Genomic DNA, 21,217 nt, shown 5'->3' with positions numbered 1-21,217 from the left:
GCGCTGTTCAGAGGCGCTGTTCAAGGACCTGGCCGGGCCAGTCGACGCCGGTGGCGAGGCGGACCGTGAAGGTCTCCGTCGAGGTGAAGCCCTGCCGGCGGTACCAGCCGACCAGCGCCTGGTCGTCGCCCGCGTAGCAGTCGACCCGCAGCAGCCCGATCCCGCGCCGCACGGCGAGCACCCGGGCGTGGTCCAGCAGCGTCCCGCCCAGCCCGCGGCCCTGCCGCGCGCGATCGGTGACGAGGAGGTTCACGTACAGCTCGGGCTCGTAGACGACCGGGATGTGCTCCGGCGCCTCGCCGACCACGATCGCGCCCACCGCGGTGCCGTCGATCTCGGCGACGTGCAGGTGCCCCTGCGGGACCCACCGCATCATCGCGGTCAGCCGGCGCGGGTTGGTCGAGTGCGGCTCGGTGCCCCACTGCCCGGTCCGGCCCAGCCCGACGAGCCAGCGGGTCGCGCCGTCCATCAGCCCCAGGACGGGCTTGACGTCGGCGAGGGTGCCCGGCCGGACGTACGCCTCCTCGTCCCGCAGCGAAAGCTCCAGCTCCACCTCGTCGCGCAGCGGGATGCCGAAGTCGCCGGCCTCGGCGATCTGCGGCTTGCGGCGGCGGGCGCGCTGCACGGCGCCGGGGTGCACGGCCCGGACCCGCAGTCCCCGCCGCTGGTAGAACCGCAGCGCGTCCAGGTTGTCGCTGGTGGTGATGAGCCACAGCCGGCTGCATCCGGCGTCGGCCGCGACCGCCCGCGCGGCGTCCAGCAACGCGGTCCCGATCCCGGCATGTGGACGGACGGCGTTGAGCGTGACGATTTCGAGGCCCGTCGCCGCGACCTCATAGGTGAGAAGGCCCACCCGTTCGCCCGTTGCGCTTTCGGCAACGAGTCCTGGCAGCCGGTCGGCGTCGCGACCGTTTTCTCCCGTGATGACGTGGACCGCACCGTATGCATTGGTGAGCAATTCTTGCAACCAGGACAGGTCGCCCTCGGCGACCGCTCGGACCAGCACCTGCGTACCCTATCCGGGAAATTGAATTTCGCGGATGCTGGCAAATTCGCGACACTCCGAGAAGTACTCCGTTGGGCCATGATGACGTTGGGCAACACCGGGGAGGGGGCGGACCTTGGACGGACTCACGCGGGCACGCACGCCCGGCTGGGTCGTCGGCGTCCTCGCCCTGGTCCTCGCGATGCTGTTCGGGGCCACCGTCGGCTCGCCGGCGTCCCATGCCGGGATCGTCCACCAGCTCCTCACGTCCAGCCCCGTCCCGTTCGCCGCCGGTCACCATCACCACGAGCCGTCGTCGGACGGCGATGACGACGACGAGCGGCAGCCCCTCATGCTGCACGCCGAAGGCGAGCAGGTGGACACCCCCGAGGTCGCGGCCCACCACGCCGCGCAGCTCACCACGGGCGTCATCGCGCAGCTCATGCCGGCTTCCGGTGTCGAGCCGTCCGCGGGTGCCCGCACGGGCCACGCGCCCGCCCGCGCCGCACTGCAGGTCTGGCGCACGTAAGCCGAACTCCCACCCTCGTCGTTGTTGTCACCTCGACACGGTTGGAGTGATGTCATGTCCGCACCCGCGGACGCTATTCGCAAGCGTTCGGTCATCGTGACCGGCGCCTCGAGAGGGCTCGGCGCGGCCCTGTTCCACGCGCTGCAAGCCGACGGTGCCAGGGTCTTCGGCCTGGCCCGCGCCTTCCCCTCGGAGCAGCAGGTGCTCGCCGCTCGGCATCCGGCGTCGGTACGGCTGCGCGCCACCGACCTCGCCGAGGCCGTCAGCCTCCCGACGGAGGCGGAGCTGGCCGCGTTCGTCGGCGGGACCGCACCCGAGGACGAGGTCGTCCTGCTGCACAACGCCGCGACGGTCGAGCCCATCGGCCTGGTCGGCGAGCTGGCCCCCGAGGACGTGTTCGCCGCGGTCCAGGTCAACCTGGTCGCGCCGATCCTGCTCACGAACACCTTCCTGTCCACCTTCGCCCGCGACCCGGGTCCCCGCCTGCGGATCGTCTACGTCGCCTCCTCCGCGGCGCACCGCAGCTACCCGGGCTGGGCGACGTACTGCGCCACCAAGGCGGGCGCGGAGGCGTTCATGCGCTGCGTCAGCGAGGCGGCGAGCCGCTCCTGCACGGTGGAGATCGTCGACCCCGGGGCCATCGAGACGCAGATGCAGCGGACCCTCCGCGAGCGCGGCACGGGCCTGCCCGGCCACGCCCGCCTCGTCGAGCGCCACCGGGTCGGCGACATCGCCGACCCGGCGACCGTCGCCAAGCAGCTCGTCGCCCGCCACTTCCCCCCGTTGGTGGCGATGGCGGCGTCCTGACCGCAGGCCGTCGAGGGCCGGTCGGCGACGACCACCGACCGGCCCACCTCGAAATCCCGTCGGGCGACCCGACGGCGGCGACCGCCGTGTGTGGCGGACCGGTCGCTTGGGTACCGTGTCGCCATGCCGGACAGCCCACCTCCAGTGATCGTCGTGATGGGTGTCGCCGGGACCGGCAAGACCACCGTCGGGGCGCTGCTCGCCGGGAGGCTCGGCTGGCGGTATGCGGAGGCCGACGACTTCCACCCACCGGCCAACGTCGCCAAGATGGCGGCGGGGCAGCCGCTCACCGACGAGGACCGCGCGCCGTGGCTCGCGGCGATCGGCCGCTGGATCGACGAGCACGCGGCCGCGGGCACCCCCGGGGTCGTGTCGTGCTCGGGGCTGCGCCGGGCGTACCGCGACCAGCTGCGCGACGGCCGCCCGCAGGTGCGGCTGGTGTTCCTCGAAGGCTCCCGCGACCTGATCACGCGCCGGCTCGCGGCCCGCCACGGTCACTTCATGCGCGTGGAGATGCTCGACAGCCAGTTCGCCGCCCTGGAGCCGCCGCAGCCCGGCGAGGACATCCTGGCGGTGTCGATCGACGCCACCCCCGAGCAGATCGTCGACGAGATCGTGCGGGGGACCCGCCCGCGGTGAGGCCGGCGCCCCGGTCGTGCGATCAGGGGGTGAGGATGCCGGCGGCCGTGGCCGCGGCGACCCAGGTGTCCCACTCGTCGGCCATCGCCTCGGCGAACTGCAGGTCGCTGCACGTCAGCAGGTCGAGCGCCTCGGTCGAGTACTTCGTGTCCACGTTGTCCAGCAGGCGCTTGGAGTCGTCGAGGTCGTCGAGGGTCTGGAAGTACTCGACGGGCTTGACGGCGAGCAGCTTCAGAAAGACCGGGTAGCGCGCCAGCTCGCACACCACCTTGGTCGTCGCGCGCTTGCTGTCCGGGCTGCCGTCGGCGACGACGATGCAGAAGATCGGAGCCGTCGTCCGCTCCGCCTCGGCGAGGACCACGGCGAGCGCGTCGGCGAGGTTGGTCGTGCCCATCCAGCCCTGGTTGATCTCGCGGTCGACGACGCCGCTGTAGTTGTCGACGGTCACCGCGACCGTCGGCAGGACCTTCGTGTCGAACGGGACGACCGGCACGGTGCCGTCGATGTCGATCTGCAGTGCGAAGCCGAGAGCCCGCTCGACCAGGGTCTGCACCGCGCCGGACTTGTAGTCGGGGCGCATCGAGCCGGAGTGGTCGAGCACGAGCATCGCCTGGGCGCGGATGCCGCCGAGCCCGCGCCTGCTGAGCGCCAGGCCGGCCTTGTCGGCGCGTTTGGCGAGGTCGACGTGGCCCGACTCGCGCACCTTGGCGAGGTTGACCGCGGGCGCCCCGGACGGCTCCTTGACGAGCTGCACGGCCCGCGCCGCGGTCGGCTGCGTTCTCCCGGCCATGCCGCCACCCCCTGTACGTCAGTAAAGGACAACGGTAACTCCTGTGGGTGTGTCGACATTCGTACACCCGGGCGAAGGACTGAATTGAATGTGGAACGGCATTCACGGACACTCACAGGAGTGAATTCGTAAGGGGCGGCTGAGCGCTTCTTATCCGACGCCGGCCCGGTCGGCAAGTCCTGTTTCGCGCGGACGGCGCCATTGTTTGCTTCTCCTCGGCAACCGCCGACCGTCGCAGGAGGAGCACGTGAAACTCGCGTCATTGCTCAGCCTGGTGCTGACCGCAGGGGCGGTGACCGTCCTCGCGACGGCAACCGCCGCGCAGGCCGCTCCAGGTGTCACCCCGCCCGGTGTCAGCCTGACACTGGGGCCCGGCCAGTCGGCCGACATCGCCAAGCACGTCGAGACCGCGCCGGTCCCGCCGAAGCCCGACATCGTCTTCCTGGCCGACACCACCGGCAGCATGACCGGGCCGATCACCGACGTGCGCGCCAACGCCGCGTCGGTCATGGGGCAGATCGCGGCCGCGCAGCCGCAGGCGCGGTTCGGGGTCGCGGAGTACAAGGACTTCGAGGACTCCGCGCCGTTCACGGTCCGCCAGGACATCACCGCCGACCAGGCGGCGGTCCAGGCCGGCATCGACCAATGGGTCGCCGGCGGCGGGGGTGACCTGCCGGAGGACAACCTCAACGCACTGTTCCAGCTCGCGAACGGCGCCGTGCACTTCCGCGACGGCGGCACCCGCATCGTCGTCGTCTTCGGCGACGCCCCGTCGCACGACCCGAGCCTCGGCCACGGCCTGGCCGACACCGTCGCGGCGCTGAACGCCGCGCACATCCGCGTCGTCGCCGTCGACGTCGGCGGCATGAACGCCGGCGGCCAGGCCGAGGCGATCACGTCCGGCACCGGCGGCGTGTACCTGCCGGACGTGCCCGCCGACCAGGTCAGCGCCGCGATCCTCGCCGGCGTCCAGGCGATCCAGGTCAAGGTCGCCCCGGTGGTGTTCGACTGCGACGGCAACCTGGCGCTGACGTTCGACCCGGCCTCGAAGACTGTCGACAGCGGCGCGACCGCCGACTTCACCGAGCACGTCACGGTCGCCGGAGGTGCCGCGCCCGGCACGTACACCTGCAAGGTCGACTTCCAGGTCGACGGGGTCAGCCAGGGCGCGGCCTTCATCCAGACCCTGTCGGTGACCGTCCTGACCATCGCGATCAACGACGTCGTCGTCGACGAGAACGCGGGCAACGCCACGTTCACCGTCTCGCTCTCCGGCCCGGCGACGTCGCCGGTCAGCGTGCACTACGCCACGGCCGACGGCACCGCCACCGCCGGCGCCGACTACACCGCGGGCAGCGGCACGGTCACGTTCACGCCGGGGCAGACCAGCCGGCCGGTCACCGTGCCGGTCGTCAACGACGCGGTCGACGAGCTCGACGAGAGCTTCACCGTCAACCTGTCCGCGCCCGCCGGCGCCGCGATCGCCGACGGCACCGGCCTCGGCACGATCGTCGACGCCGACCGCAACGGCACGTTCTCCTGCACGGCGCAGGTCCTGCGGGTCGGCCCGCTGTCCTCGCCGGCGGCGAACCCGGCCAACGTGCCGTGCGCGGACGACAGCAAGGTCCTCGCCCAGCTCACCCTCGACTCCGGCCTGATCAAGGTGGAGTCGAAGACCCTGGACGCGAACGCGGCGCTCACCCCCGACAACCTCGACGCCGCACCCGCGGCGGGCGACAACGGCACGGCGAAGGCCGCCGTCGAGTCGGTGAAGATCACCGTCGGCGGCGTCGCGCCGATCACGATCGAGCTCGGGCTCATCCAGGCCACCGCGAAGGCGACCTGCGCGTCCGGCCCGGGCGGGCTCGCGCCGGTCCTCAGCGGGTCGTCGAGCATCGCGTACCTGAAGATCAACGGCATCGCGGTCACGGTCGGCAGCGCACCGCTCACCGTGCCGCTGGTGGTCGGCTCGCTCAAGCTCAACGCGACCACGACCACCCCGACCAGCGTCACCCAGCAGGCCGTCGTCCTCGACACGCTGCTGACGGACGTGGTCATCAGCGAGGCACGCGCCGACATCCACGGCACCGCCGCCAACCCGACCGGCAACCCCTGCCGCGTCTGACCGTCACCGCGGCGCGGCCCGCCCCTTCACATGGGGGCGGGCCGCGCCTGTTCGCGTCTGCGGCAGGTGTACGACCAGCGCCACGTCACACCGCCCCGCCTTCGGGAACATTCCCGGGGACGGCGTTGTTGACCATGACTTGTGACCGAGATTCCGCTTTCCGTCCTTGACGTCGCGCCCCGCGCCGCGAACGCGTCCGCCGGCGATGCCCTGCGCAACACGACAGAGCTGGCCAGACGCGTCGAGGCGCTCGGATACCGCAGGTTCTGGGTCGCGGAGCACCACAACATGCCCGCGATCGCGAGCTCCACGCCCGCGGTGCTGCTGGCGCACCTGGCCGCCGCGACGTCCACGATCCGCGTCGGCTCCGGCGGCGTGATGCTGCCCAACCACGCGCCGCTCGTCGTCGCGGAGCAGTTCGGCACCCTCGAGGCGCTGCACCCGGGCCGCATCGACCTCGGCATCGGCCGGGCGCCCGGCACCGACCAGCACACGGCGCTCGCGCTGCGCCGCACCATGGAAGGCCTGTCCGCGGAGCATTTCCCGGAGGAGCTGCAGGACCTCATCGCCTACTTCACCGGCGACGACACCGGGCAGCGCATCCTCGCCTCACCCGGGCGCGGCGACAAGCCCGACGTGTGGCTGCTCGGCTCCAGCGGCTTCAGCGCCCAGCTCGCCGGCCTGCTCGGCCTGCCGTTCTCGTTCGCGCACCACTTCTCCAGCGCCAACACGCTGCCCGCGCTGAGGCTCTACCGCGACAGCTTCCGGCCGTCGCAGTGGCTCGACGCCCCCTACACGATGGTCGCCGTCAGCGCCGTCTGCGCCCCGACCGACGAGGAGGCCGAGTTCCTCGCCGGGCCGAGCCAGCTGTCGTTCCTGCGGCTGCGCTCCGGCCGGCCCGAGGCCCTCGCCACGCCGGAGGAGGCGGCGGCCTACCCGTACAGCGAGCGCGAACGCGAATTCGTCCTGGAACGGCGCGAGGGCCAGGCCCTCGGCTCGCCGGACACCGTCCGCGCGCAGCTGACCGGGCTGCTGGACCGCACCCAGGCCGACGAGCTGATGCTGACCTGCATGGTGTACGACATCGAGGCCCGCGCCCGCTCGTTCGCGCTGATCCGGGAGCACGTCGCGGCGCACCTGACCCGCTAGGAGGGCCCGGCCGACATGCGACGGGTCAGTTCGGCGGCCCGTCGCAGCTGCACGGACCTCGCCGTGCGCACCACGTACCGGCGCAGCAACGACGGCGAGTCGACCGTGATCGTCTCCGTGACCTCGGTCCCGGCCCCGGACGGCGCCAGCGTGACCGCCGCCCGCAGCCGGACCCGGCCGGGCGAGACGACGTCGCTGACCACCGCCGGTGCCGCCGGGTCGAGGGTCATCGTCACGCGGATCCGGTTCGTCCAGAAGCGGAACCGTTCGAGGGCCACGTAGCCGACCTGGTCGCCGTCGGTGCGCACGTCGCGGACGGCCACGACGAGCGGCGACAGGCCCACATACGAGTGCGGGTCCGCCAGGTGCTCGAAGACCCGGGCGGGCGGGGCGGCCACGAGGAACGTGTGAGCGAAGGCATCGACGGACATGGGCTCAGACGGTAGCGTGGCCGATCTACCGTCGGTTGGCCTTTCCCGGCGGTTGGTCGGATGGCGGTCGCCCCGATCATCGGCGAGGATGGCGGACGATCTTGTGCGTCGTGCGCAGGCGGCCGGCTGACATCGGCGGCCCGTTCGGCGGTTCTCCGAGGCGAGGTGAGGCAACGTTGAACAAGACCTGGGTTCGGCTGCGACCGGTGGTCGAGAGCGATCTGGGGATGTTCCGGCGGTTCGTGACGGAGCCGGGGCTGGCCGGCCCGGCCTGGTCCGGCTACCGCGAGCCGACCGGCCCGGCCAGGCGCTTCGCCGAGGACGGCTTCCTCGGCGAGCACGACGGCCGGCTGATGGTCGAGGCCGACGAGACCGCCGCCGGCTACGTCAGCTGGGAGGCGACCGGCACCGGCTGGTCGCGGTACTGGAGCATCGGCATCATCCTGCTGCCGGAGTGGCGCGGCCGCGGCGTCGGCTGGCGCGCGCAGACGCTGCTGTGCGACTACCTGTTCGCCAACAGCGCGGCGCCGCGGATCGAGGCCCGCACGCAGCCGGAGAACATCCCGGAGCAGAAGGCGCTGGAGAAGGTCGGGTTCCTCAGCGAGGGCATCCTGCGCTCCGCGGAGTTCCGCGACGGCGCCTGGCGCGACGTCCTCGTCTACGGGAAGCTCCGTGGAGACCGATAAGCGTTCGCTGTTCGTGTACGAGGTGTACGTCGGCGAGCGGCTGCGCCATCTGGTGTCACCGGTCGAGCCCGACGATGCCGCGGAGTACGGGCTGTCGCCGGAGGCGGTCGTCGGGCTCCTCGCCGTCGGCGTCGACGGGCCCGCCGCGATGCAGCCCGACCACTTCGAGGAGAACCCGGCGTTCGTGCGCTTCCTGCACGAGATGATCGCCGACGACGTCTTCGTGGTGCCCGGCATCCGCGAGCAGGCCGCCGCGGTCGGCGGGCACGGCTGGGTGGACCTGCTGGACGCCCGTACCCCCGACCCCTCGGGCGACGTCCCTTCGTGCGACGTCATCGGGAGCGTGGAGGTGCGCGACGGCGCGCTGGTGCCGATGTCCTACCGGCCGAACGACCACCACCGGCTGCTCACCGAGGACGGCTTCTTCCAGCTGCCGGAGGAGCTGGAGATGTCGCTGCTGAAGCGCCTGCACGCTACTATGTGCTGATCGTCGTCAATTGGGCACGCAACGTGCTCTTCGCCGCGCTCGTCGTCCTCGCGCTCGCCTGTGAGGGTGGCGGGGGTCCTGCCGGCCCGGCCCCGTCGTCCGGCTCCATGGCCATGGCCGCCCTCGGTGACTCGCTCACCACCGCGTTCGCGTCGTGCCTCGCGCCCTCGCCGTGCCCGCGCAACTCGTGGTCGACCGGCGACGGCACCCGCGTCGACAGCCACTACCGGCGGCTCCGGCCGTCGTATCCGGGCCTGCGCGGCGTCAACTCGGCCCAGGGCAGCGCCCGCGCCGACGCGCTCGCCGCGCAGGCCCGCACCGCGGTCACCGCGAAGGCCACCTACGTCACGATCCTCATCGGCGCCAACGACGCCTGCCGGCCCACCCTCGACGCGATGACCCCCGTCGACACGTTCCGTCGCCAGGTCGACGACGCCCTCGCCGTGCTGAAGGAAGGCCTGCCGCAGGCCCGCGTCCTGGTCGTCAGCATCCCCGACATCAACCGGCTCTGGGAGGTCGGGCACACCAGCCAGGTCGCGGTGAAGGCGTGGTCGCTCGGGATCTGCCAGGCGCTGCTCGCCGCGCCCACGTCCACCGCACCCGCGGACGTGGCGCGGCGCAAGGCGTTCGGGGCGCGGGTCGACGCCTACAACACGCAGCTCGCCGCCGCCTGCAAGGCCTACGGCCCCCGGTGCCGGGACGACGGCGGGGCGGCGCACCGGGTCGCGTTCACCCTCGACATGGTGGTCGCGCAGGACTTCTTCCACCCCAACTCCGCGGGGCAGAACGCGCTGGCGAAGGCGACCTGGCTCGGCCCGCCGGACTGGTGAGGTCCGACCCCCTGTGCGTTCGTCGCGCGGGCGCTACGCTCACTCAACGGCCCGCCGCGACGTTGCGGCGGCAGGTGGGAGGCGACGGTATGTCCGCGGACCCTACGGTGTGGCGGGTGAAAGGCATGCCGCTGGCCCACGCCACCGGGCACGGCCCGCTCGACGGCCTGCGGGTCGCGGTCAAGGACCTCTTCGAGGTCACCGGCTTCGCCGTCGGCGGCGGCAACCCCACGTGGCTCGCGTCCGCCCTGCCCGCCGCCGAGGACGCCCCCGCCGTCGCCCGGCTGCGCACCGCGGGCGCCACCATCCAGGGCATCGCGCACACCGACGAGCTCGCCTACTCCCTGTCCGGCACGAACGTCCACTATGGTGCCCCGCCCAACCCTTCGGCACCCGGCCTCGTCACGGGCGGCTCCTCCAGCGGCCCCGCGTCGGCGGTCGCGACGGGGCACGCCGACATCGGCCTCGGCACCGACACGGGCGGCTCCATCCGTGTCCCCGCGTCCTGCTGCGGCCTCTTCGGCCTGCGCCCCACCCACGGCGTCGTGCCCACCGGCGGGGTGCTGCCGCTCGCGCCGTCGTTCGACACCGTCGGCTGGATCACCGCCACCGCCTCGCACCTGGCCCTCGTCGGCTCCGTCCTGCTGCCGTCCGGGCCGTCGGCGCCGCCGTCGCGGCTGCTCGCCGTCGGCGAGGTCCCCGGCCTGACGGGGGACTCCCTCTTCGGCCTGCCGGTCTCGCCCGTCACACTGTCCACCTGGGACGATCCCGACCCGCTGCTGCTGGCCTTCCGCCGCGTGCAGGCCGCCGAGGCGTGGCGGGCGCACGGCGAGTGGATCACCGCGCACCCGCGGGCGCTCGCCGTCGACGTCGAGGACCGGTTCCGCTTCGGCGCGTCCGTCACCGCCGCCGAGGAGGCCGAGGCCCGGTCGTTCCTCGCGGGGCTGCGGGCCGAGCTGCTCGACCTGCTGGCCGACCGCGACGCCTGGCTCGTCCTGCCGGCCGGCGGCCCCGGCCACCCCCGCGACCTGAGCCCCTCCGCCCGCGACGCGTGGCGCCGCGACACGCTGCGGTGCGCGGTCCCCGCCAGCGCGTATGGCCTGCCCAGCGTCTCCGTGCCGACCTCCTCGACGCCGCCGGCCGGGGTCGCCGTCATCGCGCCGCCCGGGCACGACCTGGGCCTGCTCGCCCTGGCGGCACGCACCCTGGCCTGAGCTCCGCGCGGTGCGTCCCGTGCAACCTCGGCACCCCCTCCCGACGTCTGTGTCGTGACACCGGCGCCCTGCCGGGATAGATGAGACCGATCTCGCCGTCGGCTTCGTGGTTGCCGACGGGGGGCACGATGGCTGAGTCACCCCTCACCGCCCCGGAGCCGCGATGACCGACGACCCGGCCGTCGACACCGACGCCCACAGTGGACAGGCGACCATCGCCGCTCCGCCCCACGGAGTGCTGCCTGCCGCTCCGGCCTCGACGCTGTCGCTGTCGTCCAGTGCGGCCGCTGCCGTCCCGGGGCGGCGCCGGTGGCCGCTCCTCGGCGACGGCGCGGGCGCTGTGTCCCGCGAGGGCACCGCCTCCTGGCCGCGGCGGTGGCTGCTGCTCGGCGGCGCGGGCGCTGTCGTCGCCGCCGTCGCGGCGGCGTTGGCGCTGCTCCCGGGCGGCGACCCGGCGCCGAAGTTGCCCTCGGACGTCTTCACCGGCCTGCCGGCCCACCAGAACCCGTCGGGCGGGGCGTCGCCGTCACCCGGCGCGGCCGGCGAGGCCGGCGAGGTTCAGGGCGAGCTGATGGTCGACGTGCCGCGCCCACCGGCCGCGACCGGCGAGGCCGCCGCGGAGGCCGGCCCCGGCAGGATCGGCCGCCCCCTGGTGCTGCACCTCAGCGTGGACCGGCTGCCGTCACCGTCCTTCGGCGTCACCTACCAGCAACTCGTCCGCGAACGCCAGGAATCCCTCACCTTCCACGGCTCCACCGGCGCCGGCGACGGGCTCGCCGGCACCACCGACGGGCTCGCCGGCACCACCGACCGGCTCGCCGGCACCACCGTCCGGGTCGGCGTCACCACCGACGGCTGGGAGCCGCAGATCGGCGCACCCACCCCGGTCACCGTCGCCGGCCGGCCCGCCGTGCTGACCTCCTCCGACGGCACCACCGTGATCCGCTGGCAGGACGCCGACGGGCTGTGGCTGCAAGTCGTCACCACGCTCGACGAGCCGCGCGCCCTGGTGTTCGCCACCGGGGTGCGCCTCGACCGCGCGTACCGCTGCGTCGTGCCCTACCGGCTCACCAACCTCCCCGACGGCATGCATGCGGACCGCTGCACGATGACGTTCCTCGCCGGCGAGACGCACACCATCCTCGACCTCACCGACGGCACGTCCGACCTCAGGTTGACCAGCGTCCCGCAGCAGGCGCCGGCCCGGCTGCCCGCCATGGACACCACGATCGGCGGCCACCCGGCCCGCCTCTCCGAGCGCACCGCCGACGGCCGGCGGATCCTCGAGGTCACCGTCGACGAGGGCGCGGGGGTGCTGCGGGCGACCGCGTCCGGCGCCTACGACGCCGGCGTGGTGCGCTGGATCCTGGACGACTGCGTCTGGACCGGCGGCAACGCCGTCGCGGCGTGGCCCGCCAGCCCGCTGCCCTGAGCGGGACGACCGCCGCCGCCACTACGATGCGATCATGGCGCTCCTGCACCGGGCGGACCTGACGCCCACCAAACTCGAACTGCTCAACGCGTGGCTGCCCACCCGCTCCTGGTACGCCGGCCCCGCCGCCCCCGACGTCGCGAAGGTCGGCGCGTTCCGCTTCGACGACCCCGCCGGCGAGGTCGGCATCGAGACGATCCTCGTCCGTGCCGGCGACGGACCGGTCCTGCAGGTCCCGCTCACCTACCGCGGCGCACCGCTCGCCGGCGCCGACCACTGGCTGGTCGGCACCACCGAGCATTCGGTCCTCGGCACCAGGTGGGTGTACGACGCGACCGGCGACCCCGTCTACGCCGCCGCCCTCGCCCGCATCATCCTGACCGCCGAACCCCAGGCCGCCGAGGAGTTCGAGGTCGAAGGCGTCCGCCAGGCCCGCCCGAGCGACGTCCAGGCCAACGGCAGCGGCCACGCCGGCGCCGCAGCCCCCGACACCACCGACATCCTCCACGTGGAGGACGCCGACCCGACCCGCATCGCAACAAGCTCCCACGAACTCACCGTGCTCAGGGTCCTCAAGGACGACGCCCCGCCCCCTCCCGGCGCCCCGACCCTCACCGCCGCCTGGGGCGACGTCACGACCCCACGCCTCCTCGCGTACGCCACCGCCAGATAACCCCTCACCGCCGCCCATCTCGACGCGGGGTGCGCTGACCGGCTCGCCCGGTCGAGGGAGTGCGGGTGATCCGACCTCCGAGGCGACGCGGAGGGCAGCGTCCGCGATGCTGGTGTCCTGCACGACCCGTTCACCAGGGTGCGGGTGACGACCGGCCTGCGTGGATGCGAAGCACGCGAGGCGTCACCCGTTCGTCCCGGCGCGGGGCGGGCCACCCGTTCATTCTGGGCGCGGGTGGTTGCCGGCCCGTGGCGGCGCCGTTGTGGGGGATGCTGTCGGGGTGACCGACCTTCGAGTGCTCCGCGGTGGCTCCGGCACCCCGGCGATCCTGCTCCTGCACGGCCTCGGCGCCACCGCCGACGTGTGGGACGACCTGACCGCCCTCCTCGACACGGCCTGGGTGGCGCCCGACCTGCCGGGCCACGGCGGCTCGGGGTGGCTGGAGGAGTACACGTTCGCCGGGGTCGCGGACGCCGTCGCCGGGCTGGTCGACCCGGACGGGACCGTCGTCGTCGGGCACTCGTTCGGCGGGGTGATCGGCCTGCACCTCGCCGACCTGCCCGGGGTGCGGGCGGTCGTCGGGCTCGGCATCAAGGTCGCCTGGACCGCCGAGGAGCTCGACCGCGCCGCGGCGCTCGCCAGGAAGCCGCCGATCATCCACCCGACCCGCGAGGAGGCCGCAACTCGCTTCCAGCGCGTCGCCGGGCTCGTCGGACTCAAGGATGATGCGCCGGACGCCGCCGTGACCCGCGACGGCGAGGGCTGGCGGAGCACGCACGACCCGCGGACGTTCGCGGTCGGCGAGCCCGGGGTCGCCGCCCTCCTCGCCGCCGCGCGCGTCCCGGTCGTCCTCGCCCGGGGTGAGCACGACCAGATGGTGAGCCACGAGCAGCTCGCGGCGCTCGTCCCGGAGCCGGTCGACCTTCCCGGCCTCGGTCACAACGCCCACGTCGAGGACCCCGCCGCGCTCCTGCCCGTCCTCGCCGCCCCGCGCTGAGTGGACCACCCGCCGGATCGGTGATCTACGATCGGCCCGGTGTGGATCATGACGTGGAACGTGTGGTGGCGGTTCGGCGACTGGCGGGCCCGGCACGAGGCGATCCTCGCCACCCTCCGGTCCGAGCAGCCCGACGTGTGCTGCCTGCAGGAGGCCTGGGCGGTCCGCGGCGGTGAGCACCAGGTCGAGCTGCTGGCGCGGGAGCTCGGCATGCACTGGGCGTTCAGCAGCTCGCCGATGCCGGGGCGCTGGCACGACCGGATCGGCGACACCACCGTCGATGTCGGCAACGCGGTGCTGAGCCGGTGGCCGATCGGTGCGACCGCGATCGGGGACCTCGGCGGCGAGGGCCGGACGGTGCTGCACGCCCGCATCGACGCTCCCGACGGTCCGGTGCCGGTGTTCACCACCCACCTGGACTCGCCGTCCGACGGCTCCGCGGCCCGGTGCGCGCAGGTCGAGCGGCTGGTGCCGTTCGTGGCCGGGCACCGAATCCCGGAGCACCCGCCGGTGCTCACCGGGGACTTCAACGCCGAGCCCGAGTCCGACGAGATGCGGCGCCTGGGCGGACACCTCACCGCGCCGGTCGTGCCGGGCCTGGTGCTGGTCGACGCGTGGCGGTACCACGGCCGCAGCGACCCAGGGTGGACCTGGGACCGCCGCAACCCGCACGTCACCTGCCACGCGACGCCGAACGCCCGGATCGACTACGTCCTGGTGGGCCTGCAAGGCCCGGGCCGCGGGTCCGTCGAGGGCGTCCACCTGGCGGGCACCGTCCCCCACGACGGCGTCTGGCCGTCGGACCACTTCGCCGTCGTCGCCGACCTGCGCTGAGCGGGCGACGCCAGGATCAGCGTCGCCCGCATCGTCGGCGTCGACCCGGAACGCGGCCGGCTGGGCGCACCGGCCTGCGCGCCGCCGCTGCTGACCGGTCGGCTACGAGACCACCGACCGCGCGGCGACGGAGACGGCGGCCTCGGCGAACGCGCGGATGACCGGGTGGCAGCGCGAGCCGTCGCCGGCCAGTTCGGGCTGGAACAGGGTGCCCATCAGGAACGGGTGCCCCGCCAGCTCCGCGACCCGCACCTGACCCTCGTCGTCGAAGCCGGTGAAGCGCAGCCCGTGCCTGGTCAGCTCCGGCAGGAAGGCGTGGTCCAGCCCGTACCCGCAGTGGTACCGCTCGATCGAACGCTCGACCCCGAAGACGCGCTCGGCGAGCGAGCCGGGGGTCAGGTTGACCGCGCCCTCGTGGCCGACGAGCGAGCAGGCGAGGGGGACGATCAGCTGCTGGCTGGCGTCGGGCTCGGACTCGCCGTGCCGGGCGTCGGCGATGCCGCAGACCGTGCGGGCGAACTCCAGCAGCAGGTGCTGAAACCCGCCGCACGTGCCGAGGAACGCGATGCCGTGCTCCCGGGCGACCCGCACGGCGTGCAGGGCGCCCTCCTCGCTGAGATACGGGCTGCCCGGTAGCAGCCAGACGCCGTCGAACCCGGCGAGGTCGGTCGCCGGGGCGTCGGGTGTCGGAATCCAGTACGCGTCGACGCCGATGCCGTGCTGCGCGCGGAGGACGTCGAGCAGCCCCGGAATCCGGGCGTGGGAACGGACGTGCAGGGAACGGTCGCCCACCAGGGCGATGCGGGCGGTGCGGGTCTCTGTCATCCGTCCACTGTCCCGTGACCGGCGTACATCAGTCCAACAACTGATTCGCGTAGCAGGATAAGCAATACTGATGATGTGGATCCGCACCTGCTGCGCACGTTCGTCGCGGTCGCGAGCGCCGGGTCGTTCTCCGCCGCGGCGCAGGAGCTGGGCTACACGCAGTCCGCCGTGTCGCAACAGATCGCCGCGCTCGAGTCCGACCTGGGTACCACCCTGCTGCACCGGCGGCCGGTCGCGCCGACCGACGCGGGCGCCCGGCTGCTCGAGCACGCCGGCCCGATCCTGCTGCGGTTGAGCGCCGCCCGCGCCGACGTGATCCGCCTGTCGGGCCAGCCCGCCGCGACGGTCGTGCTCGGCGCCACGCCGTTCGCCGGCAGCGCGCGGGCAGCCGCGGTCCTCGCCGAGGTGCAGCGGGCCATGCCCCGCGTGCGGTTCACGCTGCTGCTGGCCGGCCGCGACGCGGTGGCCACCGGCGTCGCCACCGGGACGCTCGACGTCGGACTCGTCGACGGCGTGACGGCGCCCAGCGACCCGTTGCCGCTGCCCGACGCAGGGCAGTTGGCGGCGTCGGTACTGGCGGAGTCCGCCGCCCTGGTCGCCTTCCCCACCGGCCACCCGCTCGCCGGCCGCGCATCCGTCGGCCTCGCCGACCTGTCCGACGCGACGTGGATCGACGCGCCCGACGTCGCCACGCCACTGCCGCAGCTGCGGGCGCTGGCGCACAGCGGCGGGTTCCGTGAACGGTTCACCTACCAGGGCACCGACACCGGCGGGCTGCTCGCGCTCGTGGCCGCGGGTGCGGGCCTGGCGCTGCTGCCCGGCCCGCTGACCCACCCGGGCGTCGCCGGCGTCCCGGTGACAAGGCCGCGACTCGTGCACCGCACGGAGCTCGTCCACGGCTCGCTCACCCCACCGGCCCGCGCCCTCGCCGAGGCGCTGCGACCCTGACCTGTCCCGCCGCGCGGACCCCGGCCCTCGTCGCGCCACCCGCTTGTTCGCCGCATGGCCATCGGGCCGTCAACGGCTCACTCCGCCGGCCCGCGTCCTCGCTGAGGCGCTGCGATCCCTGACTCGTTCGCCGCGTGGACGCCGGTCCTCATCGTGCCGGCCGCTCATCCCGCCGCATGGCCGTCGTTGCACCGGGCGTGCGGTCGCCGCGCCGGTTGGTCGAGATGATCGTCGTGTCGGGTCTGCCGCCGTCGCACGGGCGTCGGTCGTCGTTGCACCGGGATTGCAGCCGCCGCGGCGGTTGGTCCAGGCCGTCGGTGCCGCGGGGGCCGTTCAGTGCCGCACAGGGCACCAACAAGCCGCAAGGTCAGGCCGTCGTTGCGTGGTACACGCGCCGATGCCGCGAAGGGGTCAGTCGTCGCCGGCGACGGTGAGGTGGGGTTCGGTGCCGGCGCAGGTCACCTCGGCGCGCACGTCGCCGCCGCCGCTGCGCGCCTTGAACCGCAGCGACGCGACCGCCGCCGGTCCCCGCTGCACGTGGTCGGTCTCGAAGCCCGAGTTGGGTGTCCACGACCGCAGTGTGACCAGACCCACGTCGCACACCGCGACGATCGTCCCGGCCGAGGTCGTCAGGGCCCGAACGACCCCGCCCCCGGCCGTCGTCGGGCTCGCCGACTGACCCGGCGTCCCGTCCGGCGTGACCGGTGGTGTGGCCGGTGACGCGGCCGGGCCCGTCGTGGCGCCGGCCAGCAGCGCGTCGACCTTGGCCTCGCTGTACGGGGTGTCCGACGTGCCGAAGATGCCCTGCCGCATCGACCCGACGGCGCCGGTCGCCACGGCGGTCGCAACGGCCACGGTCGCCAGCCACGCGCCGCCCGCGAGGGCCCACCGGCGGTGCAACGTCGTCCACATGCACACCACTATCCACCGCCGATGGCTAAGGCATGGTTAACCTCTGGCTATGGCGAAGGTGCTGCTCGTGGAGGACGACGGGACCATCCGCAGTGGCGTCGTGCGCGCGCTGACCGAGCGGGGGCACGTCGTCGTGCCCGCCGCGACCGCGATGGACGGGCTCAAGCTCGCCGTCGCGGAGGCGCCGGACGTCGTCCTGCTGGACCTCGGCCTGCCCGACCTCGACGGCCGGGAGGTGCTGCGGATGCTGCGGGCGGTGAGCCGCGTGCCGATCATCGTGGTCACCGCCAGGCGCACCGAGGGCGAGATGGTCCGCGCCCTGGACGCCGGCGCCGACGACTACGTCGTGAAGCCGTACGGTGCCGAACAGATCGACGCCCGGATCCGCGCCGTGCTGCGCCGCGCCGACGGCGGGCCGTCCGCACCCGAACGGGATCCCGCGCTCGACGTCGACGGGGTGCGCATCGACCCGCGGGCCAGGACCGCGACGCTCGACGGCGCGCCGCTGGACCTCACCCCGCGCGAGTTCGACCTGCTGTACCACCTGATGACCCGCGCCGGCGAGGTCGTCGGCAAGCGCGAGCTGCTCACCGAGGTGTGGCAGGTGCCGTACACGACGGCCGACAAGACCGTCGACGTCCACCTGTCGTGGCTGCGCCGCAAGCTGGGGGAGACCGCCCAGGAGCCGCGCCGCCTGCACACCGTCCGCCGCGTCGGCGTCAAGTTCGGGCTGCCGCGGTGAGGTGGCGCCTGGCGCTGCTCGTCGCGGCCGCGATGACGCTGGTGCTGCTCGCGTTCCTGGTCCCGCTCGCGCTGCTGCTGCGCGGCGTCGCCGCGGACCGGGCCGTCTCGGTCGCCATGACGCAGGCGCAGTCCCTGGGCATTCTCGTGGCCACCGCCGACCCGCAGTCGCTGCGCCTCGCCGTCGAGCAGCTCAACGTCGACCCTTCGCGGCCGGTCAGCGTGTACCAGCCGGACGGCGCCGTCGTGGGCCCGTTCACCGACCAGACCCCGGCGGTGCGGCTCGCCGCCCGGACCGGCAGCTTCTCCGTCGAGCACGCCGCCGGTCGCGAGGTCCTCGTCGCCGTCCAGGGCCTCCCGCAGGGCACCGCGGTCATCCGGGTGTTCGTCCCGCTGGCCGAGCTGCGCCAGGGCGTGACCCGCGCGTGGCTGGTCCTCGCGTTGCTCGGCGCCGGCCTGCTCGCCGTCGGCGTCGCCGTCGCGGACCGCCTCGCCGTCATGGTCGTGCGCCCGATCCGTTCCCTGGCCGCGGTGTCCGACGCGCTCGCCGGCGGCGACCTCGACCGCCGGGCGCCGGCGTCGTCGGGGCCGCCGGAGGTCCGCGCGGTCGCCACCGCCCTCAACCACCTCGCCGCCCGCATCCGCCACCTCCTGCAGTCCGAACGCGAGCGCGTCGCGGACCTCTCGCACCGCATGCGGACCCCGATGACCGCCCTGCGCCTGGACGCCGAAGGCCTGCGCGACCCCGCCGACGCCGACCGCATCCTCGCCCACGTGGCCGCCCTGGACCGGGCCGTCACCACCGTCATCGAGGACGCCCGCCGCGAGCGTGACGTGCCGTCCTGCGACGCGACCGCGGTCGTCGCCGAACGGGTCCGCTTCTGGACCGTGCTCGCCGAGGACCAGGGCCGCCCGGTCGAGACGGACCTGCCGGCCGGCCCGCTGCCCGTCGCGGTCTCCGCCACGGAGCTGGCGGCGTGCGTCGACGCCTTGCTGGGCAACGTCTTCGCCCACACGGAGGAGGGGGTGGCCCTGGCGGTCACGCTGGACTCCCGCCGCGTCCTCACCGTCCAGGACGCCGGAGCCGGCTTCGACCCGTCCGCGGGCGCCCGTGGCGTCAGCAACGCGGGGTCCACCGGTCTCGGTCTCGACATCGCCCGCCGTACCGCGGAAACCGCCGGCGGAACCCTCACCGTCGACCGCTCACCCCTCGGCGGCGCACGGGTCACGGTGACGCTGGGCGCGTTAACCGAACCTTAGGGTTGCCACAGGCCCCCGCTATCGCCGCGCCCGGCACCGTGGTCAGTGCAAGCACAGCACAACCACGGAGGTGTGTACGACATGCGCAAGCTCATCATCATCACCGCGACCGTCACGACGGCCCTCGCCATCGGCGGCACGGCCCTGGCCGCGTCAGGCCCGTCGAACGACGGCCGTCCCGCCCGGGTTTCGGCGTCGCCGTCGACCGACGACAGCGCCTGGCCGTCCCCGTCGATGTCCAGCGACGACCCGACCGCGTCCCCGTCGGCATCGATGGACGACCACGGCCACCACCCGTCCGCCTCGGCCTCCCCGTCCGCCGACGACCACGGCGGCAACCGCACCAGCGGCTCCGGCAACTCGGGCAGCGGCTCCGGGAACAGCGGTAGCGGCGGCTCGGGCAGCGGCCACCGCGGTGGGGGCTCGGACGACGGCCCGGGCCACGACGTCGGCGACGACCACGGCAGCGGTGGCCACGGCTCGGACGACGGCGCGGGCCACGACGCCGGCGACGACCACGGCGGCCGCCGCTGACCCACCCGGCCACACCCCCGTCGGCGCCGCTCACAGCCAGCGGCGCCGACGGCCGCGGTGCGGGCGTGCCGCACCGGCCGGGGTCGGTCGGCGGGCTCGCTCATGAGAGACGGCTTGCCGCCATGTCCCACATCGCAGGACGGCGTCGCTCGTGTGTACGCCGCGAATGGCGATCTCCGCACGCGGGTTGCGGCGGTGCGGCGGGGAGTCATCCCAGAGAACGGGACGGAACGGCGGACGAGGGTGGGGGAAGGGCGGCGCGGTGTTGGCTTCGTGGGGGATGGTTGCGATCATGGTCCGGTGACCCTGCTCGATGACGACACGCTCGCCGGCTCGTCAGTGGTGGCCAACTCCGCGATGAACCGCGGGCGCGGGCTCGCCGGGGTCGACAGCTATGACCGCGAGCTGGGGTTCAACCCGGTCGACGCGCTCCTGCCGCTGGTGTCGGTCACCGGGACCGCGGACACCGTCGCGTGGCTCGATCTGTGCTGCGGCACGGGGCGGGCGCTGGTCGAGGCGGCCGCCAGGCTGGACGCCGCCGGTGTCGGGGAGCGGGTCCTCGTCCACGGGGTGGACCTGGTCGACATGTTCGACCCGGCGCCGGACGTGCCGTGGCTGCGGCTGACCACCGCGTCGGTGGCCGACTGGAAGCCCGACCGGCGGTACGACCTCATCACCAGCGTGCACGGCCTGCACTACGTGGGCGACAAGCTCGGCCTCCTGGCGAAGGCGGCGGGCTGGCTGACCGGCGGTGGCCGGCTCGTCGCGGACATCGACCTGGACAGCGTGCGGCTCGAGGACGGCCGGCCCGCCGGGCGGCGGCTCGCCACGCACCTGCGGGACGCGGGGTTCAACTACGACGGCCGCCGCCGCAGGATCGGCCGGGACGACCGTGGTGACGTCGCGCTGCCGTACGAGTACCTCGGGGCCGACGACACGGCGGGCGCCAACTACACCGGCCAGCCGGCGGTCGACTCCTACTACCGTCGGGTGTCCTGACCGCCGACCTGCAAGTGACTTGCGAGCACGGCCAGGTGGGTCTCCCGGGCGGCGGTGTGCCGGTGCAGGCCCTCGCTGGTGAGCGTCACGAAGACGCCCCGCCGGTCGGCCTCGCACAGCGCGCGCGACACCAGGCCGCTCTTCTCCAGCCGCGCGACCGCCCGTGACAGGGCGCTCTGGCTGAGGTACATGTCGGCGGCGAGGTCCTGCATGCGGCGCTTCTCACACTGCTGCGCGACGAGCCGGTCGAGGATCTCGAACTCGCTCATGCTCAGCCCGTGCGTCTCCGACAGGGCGCGCTCCAGATGGCTCGCGACCTCGTTGTAGCTGGTCAGCAGCGAGCGCCAGTGCTCGATCAGCGCAGCCTGCGACGTCATGCCGCGCATCCTA

Annotated in this window: 24 protein-coding genes; 18 read left to right on the top strand and 6 right to left on the bottom strand. The window is 73.8% G+C overall.

Going from position 1 to position 21,217, the window contains the following annotated elements; all coding sequences use genetic code 11:
* Positions 1-7 precede the first annotated feature (7 nt).
* On the bottom strand, positions 8-853 hold the full coding sequence (locus tag ABD332_RS16210; protein WP_344502730.1) for a GNAT family N-acetyltransferase: 846 nt from the start codon (positions 851-853) through the stop codon (positions 8-10).
* 268 nt (positions 854-1,121) lie between these two features.
* On the opposite strand from ABD332_RS16210, the gene ABD332_RS16205 reads away from it, so the two are divergent.
* The 3 genes from ABD332_RS16205 to ABD332_RS16195 all read left to right on the top strand — a co-directional run bounded on the left by ABD332_RS16205 (position 1,122) and on the right by ABD332_RS16195 (position 2,960).
* Positions 1,122-1,514: a hypothetical protein gene (locus tag ABD332_RS16205; RefSeq protein WP_344502729.1), complete on the top strand. Its 393-nt coding sequence runs from the start codon at positions 1,122-1,124 to the stop codon at positions 1,512-1,514.
* A gap of 54 nt (positions 1,515-1,568) precedes the next feature.
* Positions 1,569-2,321 (top strand): SDR family NAD(P)-dependent oxidoreductase, encoded by a 753-nt coding sequence (locus tag ABD332_RS16200; RefSeq protein WP_344502728.1) that lies wholly within the window; start codon positions 1,569-1,571, stop codon positions 2,319-2,321.
* Between the two features lie 123 nt (positions 2,322-2,444).
* Positions 2,445-2,960 (top strand): gluconokinase, encoded by a 516-nt coding sequence (locus ABD332_RS16195; RefSeq protein ID WP_344502727.1) that lies wholly within the window; start codon positions 2,445-2,447, stop codon positions 2,958-2,960.
* A 22-nt stretch (positions 2,961-2,982) separates the two neighbouring features.
* Here the strand turns inward: ABD332_RS16195 and ABD332_RS16190 are convergent, their stop codons facing one another.
* Positions 2,983-3,750, bottom strand: coding sequence for a VWA domain-containing protein (locus ABD332_RS16190; RefSeq protein ID WP_344502726.1), 768 nt, complete (start codon positions 3,748-3,750; stop codon positions 2,983-2,985).
* 247 nt (positions 3,751-3,997) lie between these two features.
* On the opposite strand from ABD332_RS16190, the gene ABD332_RS16185 reads away from it, so the two are divergent.
* Positions 3,998-5,875, top strand: a complete 1,878-nt coding sequence (locus ABD332_RS16185) for a Calx-beta domain-containing protein (RefSeq protein WP_344502725.1) — start codon at positions 3,998-4,000, stop codon at positions 5,873-5,875.
* Positions 5,876-6,016: 141 nt separating this feature from the next.
* On the top strand, positions 6,017-7,024 hold the full coding sequence (locus tag ABD332_RS16180; protein ID WP_344502724.1) for an LLM class flavin-dependent oxidoreductase: 1,008 nt from the start codon (positions 6,017-6,019) through the stop codon (positions 7,022-7,024).
* On the opposite strand, the gene ABD332_RS16175 is transcribed toward ABD332_RS16180, so the two are convergent.
* Positions 7,021-7,455, bottom strand: a complete 435-nt coding sequence (locus ABD332_RS16175; RefSeq protein WP_344502723.1) for an SRPBCC family protein — start codon at positions 7,453-7,455, stop codon at positions 7,021-7,023. The two genes, ABD332_RS16180 and ABD332_RS16175, sit on opposite strands and share 4 nt — an antisense overlap.
* A 206-nt stretch (positions 7,456-7,661) precedes the next feature.
* On the opposite strand from ABD332_RS16175, the gene ABD332_RS16170 reads away from it, so the two are divergent.
* The 8 genes from ABD332_RS16170 (at position 7,662) to ABD332_RS16135 (ending at position 14,608) form a co-directional block, all read left to right on the top strand.
* Positions 7,662-8,141, top strand: coding sequence for a GNAT family N-acetyltransferase (locus ABD332_RS16170; RefSeq protein ID WP_344502722.1), 480 nt, complete (start codon positions 7,662-7,664; stop codon positions 8,139-8,141).
* Positions 8,128-8,628: a hypothetical protein gene (locus tag ABD332_RS16165; protein WP_344502721.1), complete on the top strand. Its 501-nt coding sequence runs from the start codon at positions 8,128-8,130 to the stop codon at positions 8,626-8,628. Before ABD332_RS16170 ends, ABD332_RS16165 begins: the two co-directional genes overlap by 14 nt.
* Positions 8,628-9,458, top strand: a complete 831-nt coding sequence (locus ABD332_RS16160) for a GDSL-type esterase/lipase family protein (protein ID WP_425552219.1) — start codon at positions 8,628-8,630, stop codon at positions 9,456-9,458. The genes ABD332_RS16165 and ABD332_RS16160 overlap by 1 nt, the downstream gene beginning before the upstream one ends.
* A gap of 125 nt (positions 9,459-9,583) precedes the next feature.
* Positions 9,584-10,672, top strand: a complete 1,089-nt coding sequence (locus ABD332_RS16155) for an amidase family protein (RefSeq protein WP_344502809.1) — start codon at positions 9,584-9,586, stop codon at positions 10,670-10,672.
* Between the two features lie 163 nt (positions 10,673-10,835).
* Complete coding sequence (locus ABD332_RS16150; protein WP_344502719.1) at positions 10,836-12,104, top strand: hypothetical protein; 1,269 nt, start codon at positions 10,836-10,838, stop codon at positions 12,102-12,104.
* 34 nt (positions 12,105-12,138) lie between these two features.
* Positions 12,139-12,777 (top strand): CG0192-related protein, encoded by a 639-nt coding sequence (locus ABD332_RS16145; protein ID WP_344502717.1) that lies wholly within the window; start codon positions 12,139-12,141, stop codon positions 12,775-12,777.
* A 280-nt stretch (positions 12,778-13,057) separates the two neighbouring features.
* Complete coding sequence (locus ABD332_RS16140; protein WP_344502716.1) at positions 13,058-13,774, top strand: alpha/beta fold hydrolase; 717 nt, start codon at positions 13,058-13,060, stop codon at positions 13,772-13,774.
* 48 nt (positions 13,775-13,822) lie between these two features.
* The gene (locus tag ABD332_RS16135) at positions 13,823-14,608 is read left to right on the top strand and encodes an endonuclease/exonuclease/phosphatase family protein (protein ID WP_344502808.1); all 786 of its coding nucleotides are present in this window, start codon (positions 13,823-13,825) and stop codon (positions 14,606-14,608) included.
* 102 nt (positions 14,609-14,710) lie between these two features.
* Here ABD332_RS16135 and ABD332_RS16130 read toward each other — a convergent pair whose 3' ends face one another.
* On the bottom strand, positions 14,711-15,433 hold the full coding sequence (locus ABD332_RS16130; RefSeq protein ID WP_344502715.1) for a CTP synthase C-terminal region-related (seleno)protein: 723 nt from the start codon (positions 15,431-15,433) through the stop codon (positions 14,711-14,713).
* Positions 15,434-15,508: 75 nt separating this feature from the next.
* On the opposite strand from ABD332_RS16130, the gene ABD332_RS16125 reads away from it, so the two are divergent.
* On the top strand, positions 15,509-16,381 hold the full coding sequence (locus ABD332_RS16125) for a LysR family transcriptional regulator (protein WP_344502714.1): 873 nt from the start codon (positions 15,509-15,511) through the stop codon (positions 16,379-16,381).
* Between the two features lie 411 nt (positions 16,382-16,792).
* Here ABD332_RS16125 and ABD332_RS16120 read toward each other — a convergent pair whose 3' ends face one another.
* A complete protein-coding gene (locus ABD332_RS16120) occupies positions 16,793-17,293 on the bottom strand; it encodes a hypothetical protein (protein ID WP_344502712.1) in 501 nt (166 codons plus the stop codon).
* Between the two features lie 49 nt (positions 17,294-17,342).
* On the opposite strand from ABD332_RS16120, the gene ABD332_RS16115 reads away from it, so the two are divergent.
* From ABD332_RS16115 to ABD332_RS16100, 4 genes are all read left to right on the top strand, one after another.
* The gene (locus ABD332_RS16115) at positions 17,343-18,035 is read left to right on the top strand and encodes a response regulator transcription factor (protein WP_344502711.1); all 693 of its coding nucleotides are present in this window, start codon (positions 17,343-17,345) and stop codon (positions 18,033-18,035) included.
* Positions 18,032-19,294 (top strand): sensor histidine kinase, encoded by a 1,263-nt coding sequence (locus ABD332_RS16110; protein ID WP_344502710.1) that lies wholly within the window; start codon positions 18,032-18,034, stop codon positions 19,292-19,294. Before ABD332_RS16115 ends, ABD332_RS16110 begins: the two co-directional genes overlap by 4 nt.
* An 81-nt stretch (positions 19,295-19,375) precedes the next feature.
* Complete coding sequence (locus ABD332_RS16105; RefSeq protein WP_344502709.1) at positions 19,376-19,828, top strand: hypothetical protein; 453 nt, start codon at positions 19,376-19,378, stop codon at positions 19,826-19,828.
* A gap of 300 nt (positions 19,829-20,128) precedes the next feature.
* Positions 20,129-20,827, top strand: a complete 699-nt coding sequence (locus ABD332_RS16100) for a class I SAM-dependent methyltransferase (RefSeq protein WP_344502708.1) — start codon at positions 20,129-20,131, stop codon at positions 20,825-20,827.
* Here ABD332_RS16100 and ABD332_RS16095 read toward each other — a convergent pair.
* The gene (locus ABD332_RS16095; RefSeq protein ID WP_344502707.1) at positions 20,809-21,204 is read right to left on the bottom strand and encodes a MarR family winged helix-turn-helix transcriptional regulator; all 396 of its coding nucleotides are present in this window, start codon (positions 21,202-21,204) and stop codon (positions 20,809-20,811) included. The two genes, ABD332_RS16100 and ABD332_RS16095, sit on opposite strands and share 19 nt — an antisense overlap.
* Positions 21,205-21,217: the final 13 nt, after the last annotated feature.

It is taken from the genome of Dactylosporangium maewongense (assembly GCF_039531485.1).
GTDB classification, from domain to species: Bacteria; Actinomycetota; Actinomycetes; order Mycobacteriales; family Micromonosporaceae; genus Dactylosporangium; species Dactylosporangium maewongense.
The sequence above is the reverse complement of the archived record's forward strand: the minus strand, read 5'-3'. Positions and strand labels throughout refer to the sequence as shown.